The organism is Flavobacterium notoginsengisoli, from assembly GCF_042686225.1.
GTDB lineage: Bacteria > Bacteroidota > Bacteroidia > Flavobacteriales > Flavobacteriaceae > Flavobacterium > Flavobacterium notoginsengisoli.
The window spans coordinates 336,802-354,004 of record NZ_JBHUOT010000007.1 but is presented as its reverse complement, the minus strand read 5'-3'; the positions used below and the strand labels follow the sequence as shown (position 1 = coordinate 354,004).

The 17,203-nt window shown below is 38.9% G+C and carries 13 protein-coding genes; 6 read left to right on the top strand and 7 right to left on the bottom strand.

The features are described 5' to 3' along the window. Positions 1-369 precede the first annotated feature (369 nt). The 3 genes from dinB to ACFS3A_RS17280 all read left to right on the top strand — a co-directional run bounded on the left by dinB (position 370) and on the right by ACFS3A_RS17280 (position 7,085). Positions 370-1,551 (top strand): DNA polymerase IV, encoded by a 1,182-nt coding sequence (gene dinB, locus ACFS3A_RS17290; RefSeq protein ID WP_379826817.1) that lies wholly within the window; start codon positions 370-372, stop codon positions 1,549-1,551. A 4-nt stretch (positions 1,552-1,555) separates the two neighbouring features. Further along, on the top strand, positions 1,556-4,609 hold the full coding sequence (locus ACFS3A_RS17285; RefSeq protein ID WP_379826816.1) for a DNA polymerase III subunit alpha: 3,054 nt from the start codon (positions 1,556-1,558) through the stop codon (positions 4,607-4,609). A gap of 154 nt (positions 4,610-4,763) precedes the next feature. Beyond that, on the top strand, positions 4,764-7,085 hold the full coding sequence (locus ACFS3A_RS17280) for an ATP-dependent helicase (protein ID WP_379826815.1): 2,322 nt from the start codon (positions 4,764-4,766) through the stop codon (positions 7,083-7,085). A 227-nt stretch (positions 7,086-7,312) separates the two neighbouring features. Here ACFS3A_RS17280 and xseB read toward each other — a convergent pair whose 3' ends face one another. The 6 genes from xseB to mnmE all read right to left on the bottom strand — a co-directional run bounded on the left by xseB (position 7,313) and on the right by mnmE (position 12,932). Beyond that, on the bottom strand, positions 7,313-7,522 hold the full coding sequence (gene xseB / locus ACFS3A_RS17275; RefSeq protein WP_379826814.1) for an exodeoxyribonuclease VII small subunit: 210 nt from the start codon (positions 7,520-7,522) through the stop codon (positions 7,313-7,315). After that, the gene (gene xseA / locus ACFS3A_RS17270; protein WP_379826813.1) at positions 7,497-8,933 is read right to left on the bottom strand and encodes an exodeoxyribonuclease VII large subunit; all 1,437 of its coding nucleotides are present in this window, start codon (positions 8,931-8,933) and stop codon (positions 7,497-7,499) included. Before xseA ends, xseB begins: the two co-directional genes overlap by 26 nt. A gap of 151 nt (positions 8,934-9,084) precedes the next feature. Then, complete coding sequence (locus tag ACFS3A_RS17265; RefSeq protein ID WP_379826812.1) at positions 9,085-9,330, bottom strand: hypothetical protein; 246 nt, start codon at positions 9,328-9,330, stop codon at positions 9,085-9,087. Between the two features lie 221 nt (positions 9,331-9,551). Further along, complete coding sequence (locus ACFS3A_RS17260) at positions 9,552-10,694, bottom strand: site-specific integrase (protein WP_379826811.1); 1,143 nt, start codon at positions 10,692-10,694, stop codon at positions 9,552-9,554. Between the two features lies 1 nt (position 10,695). Further along, positions 10,696-11,256, bottom strand: coding sequence for a helix-turn-helix domain-containing protein (locus ACFS3A_RS17255; RefSeq protein ID WP_379826810.1), 561 nt, complete (start codon positions 11,254-11,256; stop codon positions 10,696-10,698). Between the two features lie 275 nt (positions 11,257-11,531). Beyond that, entirely contained in the window at positions 11,532-12,932 is a 1,401-nt protein-coding gene (gene mnmE / locus ACFS3A_RS17250) for a tRNA uridine-5-carboxymethylaminomethyl(34) synthesis GTPase MnmE (protein WP_379826809.1), read from the bottom strand. Between the two features lie 181 nt (positions 12,933-13,113). Between mnmE and ACFS3A_RS17245 the strand changes: the two genes are divergently transcribed. Together ACFS3A_RS17245 and ACFS3A_RS17240 are read left to right on the top strand one after the other, a co-directional pair. Continuing rightward, positions 13,114-13,947 (top strand): universal stress protein, encoded by an 834-nt coding sequence (locus ACFS3A_RS17245; RefSeq protein WP_379826808.1) that lies wholly within the window; start codon positions 13,114-13,116, stop codon positions 13,945-13,947. Positions 13,948-14,009: 62 nt separating this feature from the next. After that, positions 14,010-15,782 (top strand): MutS-related protein, encoded by a 1,773-nt coding sequence (locus tag ACFS3A_RS17240; protein WP_379826807.1) that lies wholly within the window; start codon positions 14,010-14,012, stop codon positions 15,780-15,782. A gap of 357 nt (positions 15,783-16,139) precedes the next feature. Here ACFS3A_RS17240 and ACFS3A_RS17235 read toward each other — a convergent pair whose 3' ends face one another. Continuing rightward, positions 16,140-16,553, bottom strand: a complete 414-nt coding sequence (locus ACFS3A_RS17235; protein WP_379826806.1) for a winged helix-turn-helix transcriptional regulator — start codon at positions 16,551-16,553, stop codon at positions 16,140-16,142. A 133-nt stretch (positions 16,554-16,686) separates the two neighbouring features. Between ACFS3A_RS17235 and ACFS3A_RS17230 the strand changes: the two genes are divergently transcribed. Next, complete coding sequence (locus ACFS3A_RS17230) at positions 16,687-17,130, top strand: PaaI family thioesterase (RefSeq protein ID WP_379826805.1); 444 nt, start codon at positions 16,687-16,689, stop codon at positions 17,128-17,130. The last annotated feature ends 73 nt before the right edge of the window (positions 17,131-17,203 follow it).

Here is a 17,203-nt window from a genome sequence, read left to right as displayed (position 1 = left end):
CAGGGTTACTAAAAAATAAGCCTTAAAAAAATATCATGAATTCAATTGCAGCTGAGGGGGACAGTGTCTGATAAAGACAATTATTTTTTTTTAAAAGAAAAAACTTTCAAAAACTAGAGTTTTTTTTAAGTAGGCCAAAAAATCAAAATACCACAGTTTTTCAGAGAAAAAACTTCAAAGCTCGCTGCGAAATAAAATGCAATATTCAAAGAACGTAAATTCTGAATAAACCCCATCCGGCTTTTTTCAGCACTATGCCCAACACCCTATAAAATGAGGTTTTTTATTTTTTGTTACTATTTAGAACATTTTATTTTTCAAAAATTGTTATTATCTGTACTAATTTTGAACTACAAAAAAGGAAAGATTATGGCAAGGGCAGTGGTGCACATCGATATGAACACGTTTTTCGTTTCCTGCGAAAGGCTGACCAATTCAGAGCTTAACGGCATTCCGCTGATCATTGGCGGAGGTGACAGGGGCGTTGTGGCCTCCTGCTCCTATGAAGCGAGAAAATTCGGCGTGCGTTCGGCCATGCCCATGCGCATGGCGCTCAAGTTGTGTCCACAGGCAAAAGTCATGAAAGGCGACATGGAACTCTATTCCAGGCTTTCTCATGACATCACCGAAATCATTCAGGAAAAAGCTCCAGTTGTGGAAAAAGCCTCCATTGACGAGTTTTATCTTGACATTACAGGCATGGATAAATTCTATGGCAGCTATAAATGGACTGATGAGCTGGCGCAGCGCATCACAAAGGAAACAGGCCTTCCCCTCACCTTTGCCTTGTCTGTAAATAAAACAGTATCCAAAATTGGCACCGGCGAAGGCAAACAGAAAGAGAACCTTGAAATACCCGAGCATCTGGTGCAATCTTTTCTCAATCCGCTGTCGATCCAGAAAATTCCCATGGTTGGGGACAAGACATTCCAGCTGCTTTCCCGCATCGGGGTCAGAACCATTAAAACGCTTTCCGAGATGCCTGCAGATTCCCTGCAGCAGATGATCGGCAAAAACGGGCTGGAACTCTGGAAAAAAGCCAACGGAATAGATAACAACCCAGTAGAGCCCTATTCTGAAAGAAAGTCCATCTCCACTGAGCACACCTTCACCCAAGATACCATTGACACGGCCAAACTCAACAGGCTGCTGCTGGGCATGGTTGAAAAACTGGCCTATCAGCTCAGATCGGAACAGTGGCTCGCATCGATAGTAACGGTGAAAATCAGGTATGCCAATTTTGACACCGAAACCAAACAGTGCAGGATCCAGTACACCTCAGCCGACCATATCCTGACCGGCACGGTAACCGATCTATTTGAGAAGCTCTACCAGAGAAGAATGCGGCTCCGCCTGATAGGGGTCCGTTTCAGTGGACTGGTCAGGGGCACCTACCAGATCGATCTGTTTACCGACACCGAAGAAATGCTGGCGCTTTACCAAGCCATGGATCGCATGAAAAACCGCTACGGCTTTGATGCGGTGATGCGCTGCGCAGGCGCCTCCTTCAAGCCCAACAACAAAAATGAAATCCTAAAACGCAAACCCTGATCCGATGTACCTCAACTGCCACTCCTACCACTCGCTTCGCTACGGCACCATACCGCTTGAAGATTTAGTGAAGCAGGCAGTGCAGTGTGGGGTTAAAGCCATGGCATTGACCGATATCAATACCGTTACGGCAATCTATGATTTCATAAAGGAATGTCAGGCAGTCAATATAAAAGCGCTGGTCGGGATGGAATTCAGATGTGTAAATCAGCTCCGCTATATCGGACTGGCAAAGAATGCCAAGGGACTGGCAAAAATGAACCGTTTTCTGACCGACCATAATTTCACCGGCAGACCGCTTCCAGAGACAGCACCCGTAATGGATTCTGCATATTTTATCTATGCGCTGGACAGTGCCCCGCAACATCTTAACGATAATGAATTCATCGGCATTAAACCTGATGAGCTTGGCAAGCTTTTCATTCCTGAACTTCGAAAAAGGCTTTCCAAAATGGTTATCCTGCAGCCAGTGGTGTTCCGTACCAAAAGGGAATACAACCTGCACAGGATACTGCGCGCAGTGGATCTCAATGAGCTGCTATCTAAGCTTACCGAAAACGACTGCTGCAGAAAATCCGATACCATGCTGCCTTTAGAGCAGCTGGAAGCATATTACAAAGATTATCCGCAACTTGTTGAAAACACCCAGAGAATAATAGACAACTGTAATTTTGAATATGACTTTAAAGCACCCAAGAATAAACGTTTCTATACCAAAAACAAAGAAGGAGACTTCCGTCTTCTGAACACCCTCGCCTATCACGGGCTGGAATGGCGCTACGGCAGAAACAACCCTGAGGCAAGGGCAAGGGTTGAAAAGGAACTCAAAGTAATCGACGAGCTGGAATTCGGCGGCTATTTTCTCATTACCTGGGACATTATCCGCTACAGCAACAGCAGAGGCTTTATGCACATCGGGCGCGGCAGCGGAGCCAACAGCATTATTGCCTACTGCCTGGGCATTACCGACATCTGCCCCCTAGAGCTGGACCTTTATTTTGAACGCTTCCTGAACCAGAACCGCAAGAGCCCTCCTGACTTTGACATTGACTGGTCATGGAAGGAACGCGACGATATCCTGAAATACATATTTGAGCGCTACGGCTATGAGAATGTGGCTTTCTGCGGCACCAACGTGGAATTCAAATACAGATCCATTTTCCGCGAAGTCGGCAAGGTCTTCGGACTGCCTAAAGAAGAGCTGGACCTGCTGGCCAAAAATCCCATGAAAATGCATGAGACTAATCATATCGTCCAGCTGGTCCAGCAGTACGGCATGATGCTGGAGAAATATCCAAACCAGCGCAGCATGCATTCCTGCGGCATCCTGATATCCGAGGAGCCTATAACCAACTACACGCCGCTGGAAATGCCGCCGAAGGGATTCCCTATCGTGCTTTTTGACATGCATACTGCCGAGGATATCGGATTTGACAAATTTGATATCCTGAGCCAGAGAGGCATCGGCCATATTGATGATACGGTTAAAATCATAGAACAAAACAGGGACATCAAGCTTAATATCAGAGACACCAGTATTTCCAAAGACGAAGCTTCTTCTAATGTATATTTAGCTCAGGGACGCACCATCGGATGCTTCTACATTGAAAGCCCCGCCATGAGAGGACTGCTGCGCCGCCTTAAATGCGATAACTATAAAACACTTGTGGCAGCCTCTTCCATCATACGTCCGGGAGTCGCCCAGTCGGGCATGATGAAGGAATATATATTCAGGCATAACAACCCTTCGAAATTTGAATACTTCCATCCTGTATTCGAAGAGCAGCTGGGCGAAACCTACGGCATCATGGTCTATCAGGAAGACGTCATCAAAATTGCCCTGCATTACGGCGGGCTGTCTGCCGCTAACGGGGATATCCTCAGAAGAGCCATGTCGGGAAAAGGAAGATCCAAAGCGGCGCTGCAGAAAGTCAAAGATGACTTTTTTATTTCATGTGAGGCTAAAGGGCATCCCTATGCCCTGAGCCAGGAAATCTACCGCCAGATTGAATCCTTTGCCGGCTACTCCTTCTGCAAGGCACACTCTGCTTCGTATGCTGTGGAAAGTTATCAGAGCCTTTATCTGAAAGTCCACTACCCTATTGAATTTATGACAGCGGTGATAAACAATCAGGGCGGGTTTTACCGCACCGAAATTTACATCCACGAAGCAAGAATGGCAGGAGCCTTCATCCACAATCCGTGCGTGAATAAAAGCGGCTATGAAACTGCACTTTATGAAAAGGATATTTATCTGGGTTTTATGCACCTGCAGAATCTGGATTCCAAACTGGCGCAATTTATTACCATGGAACGTGAACGAAACGGGGATTACATTTCACTGGAGGATTTTATCAGCAGGGTGCCGATGGGACTGGAAAATGTCAAGACGCTGATTTTTATCGGCGCTTTCCGCTTTACCGGCAGGGCAAAAAACGAGCTGCTAGTTCAGGTCAGCATGCTTTTAAATAATTTCAAGCCTGAAAACAGAGGCCTCACTTTACTGCACGAACCCGTTAAAGAGCTCAAGCTCCCAGCGCTGGAGCGTTCTGTTTTTGAAGATGCCTTTGATGAGATTGAACTGCTGAGCTTTCCGGTTTCCTGCAGCGTTTTTGACCTGCTTCAGACCCGCCACAGGGGCGATGTTCTGGTAAGGGATCTTTTGCTACATCATAAAAAACAGGTCCGCATGCTGGCCTATCTGATCTCCACCAAACAGGTGCCGACCAAAAAAGGCAATATGTATTTCGGAACCTGGATTGATCATGAGGGAGCCTACTTTGACACAGCCCATTTTCCCGACTCCCTTGTGCAGCATCCCTTCGAGGGAGGGGGCTGCTACCTGCTATTGGGAACGGTGGAAATCGATTATCATTTTCCGACCATCACCATTTCCAAAATGGCCAAAATGCCTTTCATAGCCGATCCGCGATATGGCGATTCGGACAAGCGTTTTAAGGCACAGAACCAGATCAGACCCGATATCAGCAGCACCCACCGCCAGCCCTATCCGCAAGAGCATGAAATCAACCTACCACGGCACAGAATAAAATTTTAATCCGTTTCATTCGTAAATTTCTGACATCTTAACCTGTTAAGATCTGAAACATTAGACATTCCATTTAATTCCCTAAATTTGCAATACTATAATTCGGCCTGTTTTACTGAACTTTAACCAGAACAATATAGATTTCATTACTTAACTTTTTTACATGACTGACCCGATTTTAGAAAACCTCAATCCAAACCAGCTTCAGGCTGTCAAAACTACTGAAGGATATGTTCGTGTTATTGCAGGTGCAGGATCCGGAAAAACAAAGGCGCTTACCTCCCGTTTTGCCTATATTGTGGACAGGCTTGGAATCAATTCTTCCAATATTCTATGCGTTACCTTTACCAATAAAGCGGCGCAGGAAATGAAAAAGCGCGTCAAGGCCCTCATTGGAGATCTTTTTGATGTCAGTTTCATCACTACTTATCATGGCTTCTGCGTGCGGTTTCTGCGCGAAGAAATCAACAAAGTACATTATCCCAAAAATTTTATCATACTGGATGCCGAAGACCAGAAGACCATACTTCGTGATGTATTCACAGAACTGGATATCAATTCCAAAAACCTGACATTCAAACAGGTGCTCCGCTTTATTTCCAAACAGAAAAGCACCTCGGACTATCTGGGCTATATGCTCGATAACAAGAGCTTCGAACTTGACGAGAAGGACTCACTGTCGAGCCGAGTCTACCAGAAATACCTTGACAAGCAGAAGCGCAATTATGCGCTGGATTTCGATGACCTGATCCATTTCACGGCTTTCATACTGGACAGCAATCCCGACGTGCTTTCCAAATGGCAGGAAATGCTGCATTACATACAGGTGGATGAGGCGCAGGACAGCTCCGACAGCCAGTTCCATCTGGTGGAAATACTTTCCCGTGTTCACCAGAACCTATTTCTTGTAGGAGATCCCGACCAGACAATCTATGAATGGCGCGGCGCCAAACCGGAATACCTGGTGGAATTCGACAGGATGTTTCCTGATACCAAGACCATCATCATGAACCAGAACTACCGCTCGACTCCAAACATACTGAAAGTCGGCAACCATATCATCAAAAACAACAAGGTGAGGGTCGATAAGGATATGGTGACCGATAATCCTGAAGGTGTTGAAGTGGTTCATTTCCACGGAAAGAATGATTTTGAGGAAACCCTATGGGTGGCTTCCGAAATCAAGGAAATTCTTAAAATGGAAAATGCCGCCTATTCGGATATCACCATCTTATACCGTTCCAATCATCTTTCAAGAAATATCGAGCAGGCACTCATTAAGGAAAACATTCCCTATGCCATATTTGGAGGGGTGCGCTTTTTTGAACGCAAGGAAATCAAAGATGTGCTTTCCTTTCTAAGGCTTATCGTACAGGGGGATAATTTCTCTTTTCTGCGTCTGCATAACCATCCTTCAAGAGGACTTGGCAAAAAGTTTCTCGAAAGGTTGAGCTTTCTGGCGGGCGAACAAAACCTGTCCCTGCTTCAGGCACTGGAAAATAATATAAAAGACAAAGAACTCAATAAAAAAGGTGCCTCTGATTTTCTTTCTCTTGTTGCAGCGCTGAAAATTGATGCCGAAACAAATTCTATTTCCGATCTGGTTAAAATCATACTGGACAAAAGCGGGCTTTCCGAGCTTTACCGCAAGGACGGGGATGAAGACAGGCTGGAGAATATAAAAGAGCTGGTTAGCTCCATGATGCTGCTGGAAAAAGAAAACAATGGTCCTGTAAATATTGCAGAATACCTACAGGAAATAGCACTTTATACCGATCTTGACAAAGACACCGAAAATCAGGACAAGGTCCGCCTGATGACCATCCACATCTCCAAAGGACTTGAGTTTCCGTATGTGTTCCTGTGTGGTTTTACAGAAGGCGTGCTGCCAAGCGCCCTGTCGATCAAAGAAAGGAGAAAGCGGGCAATCGAAGAAGAAAGAAGACTGATGTATGTGGCAGTAACGCGTGCCGAAAAAAGGTTCTACATGACCGACTCGGAAGGCTTTAATTTCACCACCGGACTTAATAAATACCCTTCAAGGTTCCTCTTTGAAATCAAGGAAGAATTTTATGTGCGTAAGGGAAAACTCTCCCCGGAAATCCTTCAGGCGGCACAGACCTCAGCCGCCGCTTCAAAAAACAGTGAAGATAGCGCCTTCAGTGAAGGGGATCTTGTCATGCACCCCGTCTGGAACAAGGGAAAAGTACTTACTGTGGACAGGGAAAAAAACCAGTACATTGTTCATTTTTTTGAAATGGAAAAAGATAAACACATTGATTTTGCTTTTCGTTTTCTTACGGCCGCTTCGGATTTCGAAGAAGAAATGGCTTCTCCTGATGCTCTTTTAAGTATCCAGGAAAACTTAAAAAATACACCGGATCCGTTTGCTGACAAGACAGAACAGACAGACCTGCCACACAAGGAAGAAGACCAAAACATCTTCAATGATAAAGACGCAAACCCAGGGCAGAAAGAATGGTAAGAATTCAACCCACTAAATTAATATATATTCATATCTGCTTTAATCAAAAACTTAATTCACTTACCCTATTGAATACAAAGCCCATTGTCATATGAAACAATGGGCTTTGTAATATAGGGCATATAGCATAAATTCCATAAACAGTCTGATTTAGAAATTTGTTTTATCGGCATGTATTTGTTTTAATAACGCCTTTATGCCTTCTTTTAGTATCCGAAACCGTAATTTTACTCTTTTGGATTCTCCATGCTGCTGATGATTTTTACTACTTCAGCTTCTGTAGACTTTAATTTTGCCTGACAGAACTCAATGAGCTCCGAAGCTCTTTTCACCTTTGCAGCCAGCTCGTCTACCGAAATGGTTTCGTTTTCAATTTCTGCGGATATGGTACGAAGCTCGGCAAAAGCTTTTTCATAGGTCAGGTTCTCTTCCATCATATTGTATTTTTTCTTTAACGGTGCTTATCAATCTGGTATCTTTGAGGATCACTTCAAAATCATCCCCTTCATTTATGCCGTCTGCACTGCTGACAATGGCATCATTGAACTTTACGATGGCATATCCTTTTTTAAGGATATTATGCGGGGACATCATTTTTATGGACTTCTGATGATGCTCCATAGTAAGTTCCTGTCTGCGAAGATAGACATTACTGAATGTTTTCAGACTATTCTTTAACTGCAGCAGTTCTCCTGTGCGCTCTACCAGCATCATCTTAGGATACTGCAGTGTCTGCTGGGATGCAACCAGAAGTTTTTTCTGATTTGCATGCAGTACTGCACCTGAATTTACGGCAAGTTGCTGCCTTGCTGCGTTAAGCTGCTCTCTATGTTTTGCAGTTAGTTCTCTTGCATTATTGGAAACTAAGGTTTTTATTCGATTCAGCTCCTTATAATGCCCCAGAAACAGCTGCTGTGATTTAATAGCAATAGTACGCTGCAAGGAGAGTATATTCTCTTCAAAGCTCCGGTTGTGTGCGATGATAAACTCTGCCGCCTTGGTTGGGGTCTTGGTTTGGGTGTGCGCCATAAGATCCGTAATGCTCACATTTTTCTGGTGTCCGATTCCTGTTATGATCGGGATCGGAAACTTGGCCACCGCCCTGCCAATTCCGTAATTGTCAAAAATAAGGAAGTCAGACTGCGATCCACCTCCTCTCGCAATGACAATGGCATCATAGGGAATGCCAGTATTATAGACCTCAATGAGTTTATTGAGAAAAAGTTTGGCATTATTGTCTCCCTGCACTACGGTATGGTAGTCATCAATCTGGAAAACGTACCCAAAATCATTATGCGCCATGGTATGGCGGAAATCCTCATTTCCTGCTGAGCTGCTCGATGAAATCACCGCCACTCTCTGAATTACTACCGGAAGCTTTAACCTGCTGTTAAAGGTCGAATATTCCTCTCTTTCTTTCCATATATAATCGTTTTCCCTTACCAGCCTGGCAAGCGTGGCATTGCGCTGCTGCTCCAGAATACCGAGCATAAAATTGCTGTCGATATCCAGCAGGTTTACCGAGAGTCCATAAAGCGGATGATAATCCACGCTGACCTGAACCAGCACATGAAGGTTGTTGGTAAACCGCTGTCCGGTTGTGATTTCGAAATCAAGGATTTTAAGTGCACCCCCACCCCATGACTTGCCCAGTATTTTAGCGGTAATGGTGCTGCCGGTTTCTGATTTCTCCACCAGCTCAAAATAATGGATCTTTTTATCGGCCTTAAAAGAATGATTGGTAATATCAGCTAACACCCAGTACTTCTGTCCTTTAAACTGGGCATTGATCGCATCCTGAATCTGGCTGCTGAGCTGAGAGAGTCTGATATACTGGTTTGGTCCCATTTTAAAGTGTCTTTTGCTTAAAAAAGATCTTCCGTCTGCTATAGGATAGTGTTTAGACCAGTGGACTAAAACGAATCTGATATATCACAATAATTCAAATAAAGCAATGAAATATAGCAGGCAGAAAGAAATCGATGTTTAATTAATTCCTTTATTTAAGCGTAATTGTATCAAGCAGGTTTTCCTGATTAATGAAAGCCGCAATATACTCCTGAACCTCATTACGTTTTTCTGGAGAAGTTTCAAAAGTATTGATATGAAATTCTTCATCCTGGTCGAGGATATGAATGATTTCGGTATAACCTTTTGAGATAAGGCTTCCCTTTAATTTAATAACGGTGAGCTGCTGGCGTGCGTCCAAATCTTTTCTCACTCTAAGTTGTATTGCTTTATCCATTGCGAAAGATTTGTTTAAGATGGTATGAAAATTTAAAATCAAATATAATAATTTTGGACTTAACCCTTCTTTGCTCAAATGTTAAAAACGGATTATTCAAAATTAACGGTTCATTTCTAAAGAACAGACTAAGCAATATCCATTTGTTTTATAATAATATAAAACACCTCATTAAATGAGGTGCTTCTTTAAAATTCTAAAAATAAAAAACCAAGATTTATTTATAGCAAAGAAATCCTGTTGGCAGCATCCCTTTTCTTCTGGTCAATCACTTTTGCATATATCTGCGTTGTCTTGACGCTCTTATGCCCAAGCATTTTCGAAATGGTAAAAATATCTGTTCCCACAGTCAACTGTAATGTGGCATACGTATGCCTGAAGCAGTGAAAAGTAATATGCTTACTAATTCCCGATAATGCTACCCAGACAGGAAGTGTGCGGTCAACATCCCATTTATTTAAACCTTTAAATACTTTTTCTTTTTCCCCCTTTCTTTTTCCCAGCAGAGCAAAAGCATCATCCGAAATTGGTATTGAAGCAGTGCCTTCCGTTTTTTGCTGCCTGAATATGATATAATGCCCGTCATTCTCAATATAGTGCAGTTCGGACCAAGTTAGTTTTGTAATATCGGAATATCTTACTCCGGTAAGTACTGAAAACATTGAAATTTTACGCACCAGAAGATTGGGACAGGGAGTCGCAAAGAGTTTCTTTGTCTCTTCCATCGTCATAAAATTACGCTGAGATTCCATTTCTTTTATAGAACTGATTTTAGCATTGATATCAGTTTTTAATTTATCCTCTCTGTAAGCTCTTTTAAGGGTGGTTTTGATTTTGTTGTAATAAGACAGAGCCGTATTACGTGCCAGCTTTTTTCCGGTATCTCTCAGACTGTATGCAGACAAAAGATAATCTCTAAAATCCTCGATTAAAGTTACAGTTACGTCCTGGAACAATAATTCACCTCCTTTTAAAAATGTTTCAAAGTGGATAATAGCGCAATTCCAGATTGCCAGATTGTTGCCTTCTTTTTTTTCTCCCAGCTTTTTAAAATACTCAAGGAATGATTCTTTCCCCACAGCCTGTATTTTAAGCTGCTCTCTTTCAAATATGGAATAAATTTCCGACTTGTTGATTTCATTCTGCCTCCTTACACGAATGAGTTCGGCAGTGTGCATATTTTCAATATTTTCCATTTTCTGAAGCTGATTAGAAGGTTTCTGATACACGTACAGTTTCAAAAACTCACGTCTGGTAAAACAGTTTGAATCGTCGTTCCAGACCGGAGGATAGAAATCTAAATACAAAGACATTCTTCCCTGAGATATGGTTTTCTTACGAAGTGTTACGATACTTTTACTCATGTCAAATGCTTTTAAGATAGACATCAAGATCCTTTTTTTGTATATAGGTGAATTTTCCGGATGTGTACTTCCTAATGTTATGCTTTTTAATTAAAAAGTATAGACCTGTCTGGCTTATGCCATAAAGCTCCTGCGCCTGGCTTATAGTACAACACTCGTTTAAATCTAATATTTGGGGCTCAGCAGCACATTTTGCTTCATGTGCTTCATTTACAGCAAACAGAGCTTCTATGCTCTTAGTGCTGACAAGCCTGCGTCTGCCCAATTTTACAGTTTCCACTTCTTTTCTTTCAATCATTCTATACAATGTTCTTCTGCTTATGCCGAAAAACTGAACGCAATTGTTTATGCTCAAATACTCCCTCTTTTTTACTGCCTCAAAATCCAGCAGTCTGATCCTTTCCGTTTCCCGATTACTGACATCAACTATCTTGTGCCTAGTAATTAATTTGTAGTTCCTACTGCTACATTTTAAGGAGCAGAACTTGGTTTTAGTGGTTTTTGCCGTAAATTCCTGATTGCAGAACTGGCAGATTCTTGTGATTCGCATGTTTGAACTCATAATTTTTTAATTTTTTAGTTATGTGCCCTACATTGTCCATTAAATTCTCTCCTGATATGTCATTTTGTGCCATAAGATGCCAAAGTGTGCCAAAATTTGACCATACCATTAATTTTTGCTTGAACCTCGGAACCCGAGGTACAAATAAGGTACAAATTTTAGCAAAACAACACCCAAATATTCCAAAAAACAACTTAATAAAAAAAGAGCTAAAATGTTAATTATCAACATTTTAGCTCTTTTATATATTTTTACTTTGTGTTTCTTTGCGCCTTCTATTTCCCGATGCAGAAATTGGCAAATATATTACCCAAAAGTTCATCATTTGAAACCTGACCGGTGATTAAACCAAATTGATATAAAGCTTCACGAATATCTAATGCCATTAAATCACTTGAAAGTCCGGACTCTAAACCAAATTTTACTTTCTGAATTTCATCTAAAGCTTTTAATAAAGAATCATAATGTCTTGTATTAGTAACAATTGTTTCATTGTTTCGAAGTGCTCCAGTATTTACAAAAGATAACAATTCATTCTTTAAATCCTCCACTCCTATTTTTTCTTTTGCAGAAATCAATAATAGTTTTGCATTTAGATTCTCAAGTTTAGAAGTTATATTCTGCACTTCATCGGCAGATAAAATATCCTTTTTATTCACTACTATGAGAAGTGGTTTTAGTGGATATTTATTTTTTATTTGTTCAATTTCAGAAACAAAGTCTGAACTTGAAGACTGGAATTTTAATCCGTCAAATAAATAAATTACAACTTGTGCCTGCTCTATTTTCTCAAAAGTTTTTTTGATTCCGATGCTTTCTACAACATCTTTGGTATCACGAATTCCTGCTGTATCAATAAATCTAAATCCGATACCGCCAATTACCAATTCATCTTCAATTGTATCACGAGTTGTTCCCGCAATGTCCGAAACAATAGCTCTTTCTTCATTCAATAAAGCATTCAATAAAGTCGACTTTCCAACATTAGGTTCTCCAACAATAGCAACCGGAATTCCATTTTTTATCACATTTCCAACTGCAAATGAATCGATTAAACGTTTTAAAACAAATTCTATTCTGTTCAATAATTCGTGAAACTGAGTTCTATCAGCAAATTCAACATCTTCTTCTGCAAAATCCAATTCTAATTCGATTAAAGAAGCAAAATTTAAAAGTTCTTCGCGAAGTTTGGCAATTTCATTACTAAATCCGCCTCGCATTTGCTGCATGGCAATTTGGTGAGATGCTTCATTATCAGACGAAATTAAATCGGCAACAGCTTCTGCCTGTGACAAATCTAACTTTCCGTTTAAAAAAGCACGAAGCGTAAATTCTCCGGCATCTGCCATTCTACAGCCTTTTCTCAACAATAACTGAATAATTTGCTGTTGAATGTAAGTTGATCCGTGACACGAAATTTCTATTGTATCCTCTCCTGTATAAGAATTCGGACCTTTAAATACTGAAACCAAAACTTCGTCCAGCGTTTTGGTTCCGTCAATAATATGTCCTAAATGCAAAGTATGTGTTTTCTGTTTCGTTAAATCTTTATTTTTTATAGATTTAAAAACCGAATTTCCAATTGTAATGGCTTCGGCTCCGGAAATTCGAATTATGGCGATAGCTCCGGCTCCAGAAGGTGTAGCCAAAGCAACTATAGAATCTTGATTTATCATATCGCAAAGGTACAAAAAAAGGCTAAATTTCATTTACTACAATCTTGCTTTGAAATGCTGCCTTAAATCTTAAAATTAGTAAATATTAACAATTCATTAAGTGTTAAAATACTGATAATTATCAGGTTGTTTTATTGCCAGAATGAGTAAATTTGAGAGACAAACCTTAATCCTCAATAAAATGAAAAAGATACTATTCCCTACCGATTTCTCTGATGCTGCTACAAATGCATTTGTCCATGCTTTAGAATTTGCTAAAATTGTAAAAGCCGAATTGATCTTGCTTCATACATTTGAGATTCCTGTTTATGATAGCCAGTTTTTTCCGGAGAATTATGCTTCTATATACAGTTCGATCGAATTAGCAAAATTTGAAATGTTTAAAGATGAAATTCCAAAACTACGTGCTATAGCTTCTGAACGAAAATTAGATGATATTATAATTAAACACCGCTTAATGGATGGTGATCTGATTTATAACCTTAAAAATGCGGTCGAAGAAGATCAAGTAGATTTTGTCATTATGGGAACCAGCGGCGTTTCAGACTGGACAAAATTCTTTACAGGTTCTAATACCAATTCTGTAATTTCCGGTGTTGAAGTTCCAGTTCTTTGTGTTCCGATTTATGCAAAATACAAAAAGATTAAAACAATTGGATTTACTACACGTTACCGTGAAAAAGACAAAAAAGAGCTGAAAAAAATCCTGAAAATCGCTAAAAAAACAGATGCAAAAGTCAAAAGTCTATATGTAAAAACATCTAATTCTGACGTTTCAGACACAACAATAAAAGAATGGGAAAAAGAATTCGCAGGCGAAAATGTCGACTTTTTAGTATTACCAAGTGACGATGTTAAAGATACTATTGTTGATTTTATCCTTTACAAAGACATTGACATTCTTACAACAATTACACACAAAAGATCTTTCTTTGAAAGCCTGTTTGATTCTAGTTTCAGCAAAAAAATATCCAAAGAAGTCTCAATTCCTGTATTGATTATGCACGAAGATTAAAGCTGAATATCGACCGATTTTATCTCTTAAAAGCTATATTTGTATTTCAGTAAAATAATATAATGAAAGCATATCAGGACAAAGTCGAAATCTATTCAGAACTATATCATAAAACCAACAAAAAATATAACAGCATTAGCCTTTTGAGGTTGTTAAGTATTTTTCTTTTATTGTTTTTTATGTTTAATTACATCAAAACAGACGAAATACTTTATGTTATTCTGGCTGTTTTATCTTTTGCTGGTTTTATTTTTTTAATGAAAATACATTCCCGATTATCGTTTCAAAAACTACTTGCTGACACGCTTCTTAAGATTAATCGTAACGAAATTGCTTTCCTAAAAAGAGAAAAAACTTCGTTTGAAAACGGAGCAGAATTTATTGATTTTCATCATCCGTATGCATACGATCTGGATATTTTTGGAGAACATTCTTTATTTCAAAGTCTAAATCGAACAGCAACATTTATCGGAAAAAAATCACTTGCTAATCTTTTACTGCATACGCTTCCTCAATCTGAAATTTTGGAAAACCAGGAAGCTATAAATGAATTAAAAGATAAATTAGAATGGCGACAAGAATTTCAGGCTTTAGGCATTATCAGCCAAGATTCTAAAGAATCTTATGAAGCGATAAAGTATTGGTCTTCTTTCAAAAATAACTCTTTGCCAAAAGTTTTAAATGCACTTTCATTTATTCTGCCAACCTTATTCTTTGCATTTTTGACTGCCTATTTTGTAACTTCAAAAACCATTATTCTCTCCTATCTGACTTATATTTTTATCGCTAATCTGATTGTTTTAGGAAGAGCAATAAAAAGAATTCAATCAGAGATTGCAAAAGCAGATAATGTTGATAAAATTATAAAGCAATATAGTTTACTGATTGAGAAAATTGAAAACGAATCTTTCCAGTCCAAAAAGCTAATTGACTTACAAAAACAGCTTGTTTTCAAAAGCAACAAAGCAAGTCAGCATTTGAAACAGCTTTCAGAGTTGTTTTCCAGAATGGATACCATCAGTAATTTTGTAACCGCGACTTTATTCAATGGAACGTTTTTATTCAACCTGCACGTTTTAAAAGCGCTTTTAAAATGGAAAGAAAACTATTCTTCTGAAATTGATCACTGGATTTCTATTATTGGCGAAATTGAAACTTTAAACAGCCTTGCTAATTTAGCTTATAATAATGCTGATTTTGTTTTCCCGGAAATCAATTCTGAATATAAAATTGAATTTAAAAATCTAAGTCATCCACTTTTAAATCCTGCTACAAGAATTGGAAATGACACTAATTTTCACCCGCTTTCTTTCGTGATTTTGACAGGATCTAATATGTCTGGAAAAAGTACCTTTTTAAGAAGTTTAGGAATCAATATGGTTCTTGGTGGAATTGGCTCAGTTATTTGTGCTTCAGAGGCTAAAATACATCCACTTCCAGTATTAGTTTCAATGCGATTATCCGATTCTTTATCGGATAGTGAATCTTACTTTTTTGCTGAAATTAAACGTTTAAAACAGATTATGGATGCTCTTGAAAATCAGCCTGCTTTTGTTTTATTAGATGAAATTTTAAGAGGAACAAATTCTGACGATAAAAGAAACGGAACAATTGAAGTGGTGAAAAAGATCATTTCGAAAAAAGCAATCGGAGCTATCGCAACACACGACATCGAAGTTTGCCTGACAACAAACGAATATCCCGATATCTTAACGAATCAATGTTTTGAAGTTGAAATTCAAAACAATGAATTACACTTTGATTACAAACTAAGAAACGGTATCTGCAAAAACAAAAGTGCAACATTTTTGATGCAGAAAATGGGGGTTATTTAAGGGTAAAAGTTATGAGTTATGAGTTATGAGTTATGAGTTATGAGTTATGAGTTATGAGTTATGAGTTATGAGTTATGAGTTATGCTTAACTTTCTAGCTTTCCTTGAAAATGATTTAATCTCGCAAAGTCGCTAAGACGCAAAGTATTTTACCGAAGTTACCATATAGTTTGTCATTTTGACTGAAAGGAGAAATGACACTCACATGTCGACAAAGATTGGCGCTTTTCTTTGCGGAATTTCCAGTGTGATTTCTCCTTTCAGTCGAAAATGACAAGATTGAGGATAACTTTTTCGAATGATAAAATCTTTCCGTCTTAGCGACTTTGCGAGATTAAATTACATCTACTTATAAACCTCATAAGTCTTCCTTCATTTTCTTTATACCTTTTGCTATAAACGCAGCCTTATTGTTTTTGGCTTTAGCAATAATACTTTCTCTTTCTTTCGGAATATCATAGTATTTCTCTGCCCACAAGCTTATTTCGACTAAAACAGGAAATAACTCAATTCCTTTTTCAGTCAATTGATACAGTACTTTTGCTTTGCTTTCTGGATGTTCGAGCTTATTGATTATATTATTTTCTTCTAAAACCAAAAGTCTGCTTGCCAGGATATTGGTTGCTATTTTCTCTTCCGATTTTAAAAAATCACCATAAGTACATTGTTTCTTAAACATCAAATCCCTGATAATTAACAACGACCATTTGTCTCCCCATATTTCTAAAGAAGTACTTATCGGACATTGTGATCTCTTTTTTGAATTCGTCATAAAAATAATTTTAAAAACCACTTGCATTTTACAAGTAATCAATACCTTTGCACTTGCAAAATGCAAGCGAATTTATTTAATAATATCAAACGAACCAAATTATATACTCTTATTAGTTTAAAAATCAATTAAAATGGACAATAAAAGACTAGAATTTTTACAAAGTTATATCGGAAAACATTTTACAGGAAGTCCTTCTCCTTTCGCGCATTGGCTAAACGGAAAAGTAATTGCTGTAGAGAAAGAAAACGTAGAATTTGAGTTTGAAGTCAGAAAAGAAATGACAAATCCGGTCGGTATGCTTCACGGTGGCGTTACTGCCGGAATGATCGATGATTGTATTGGTGTAAATTTTATGGTTTTAGGCCTTGAAAAGTTTTATCCTACTATAAACCTTTACATAGACTATTTTAATCCAGCATTCGAATCGCAAACGGTTATTGTAAAAACTACGTTATCAAAATTAGGTAAGACGATTATCAATATTAAAGCAGAAGTAATCAATAAAAATACTTCTAAAATAATGGCGCAGGCAAGTGCTAACTTAGCTTTAAGCGATGTCAAAATACCTGTATAACTAAAAAGAAAAAGCTTTGTCAAAGTTTAAAACTTTGACAAAGCACTATTTTGGAATTTAGGATTTAATTTAT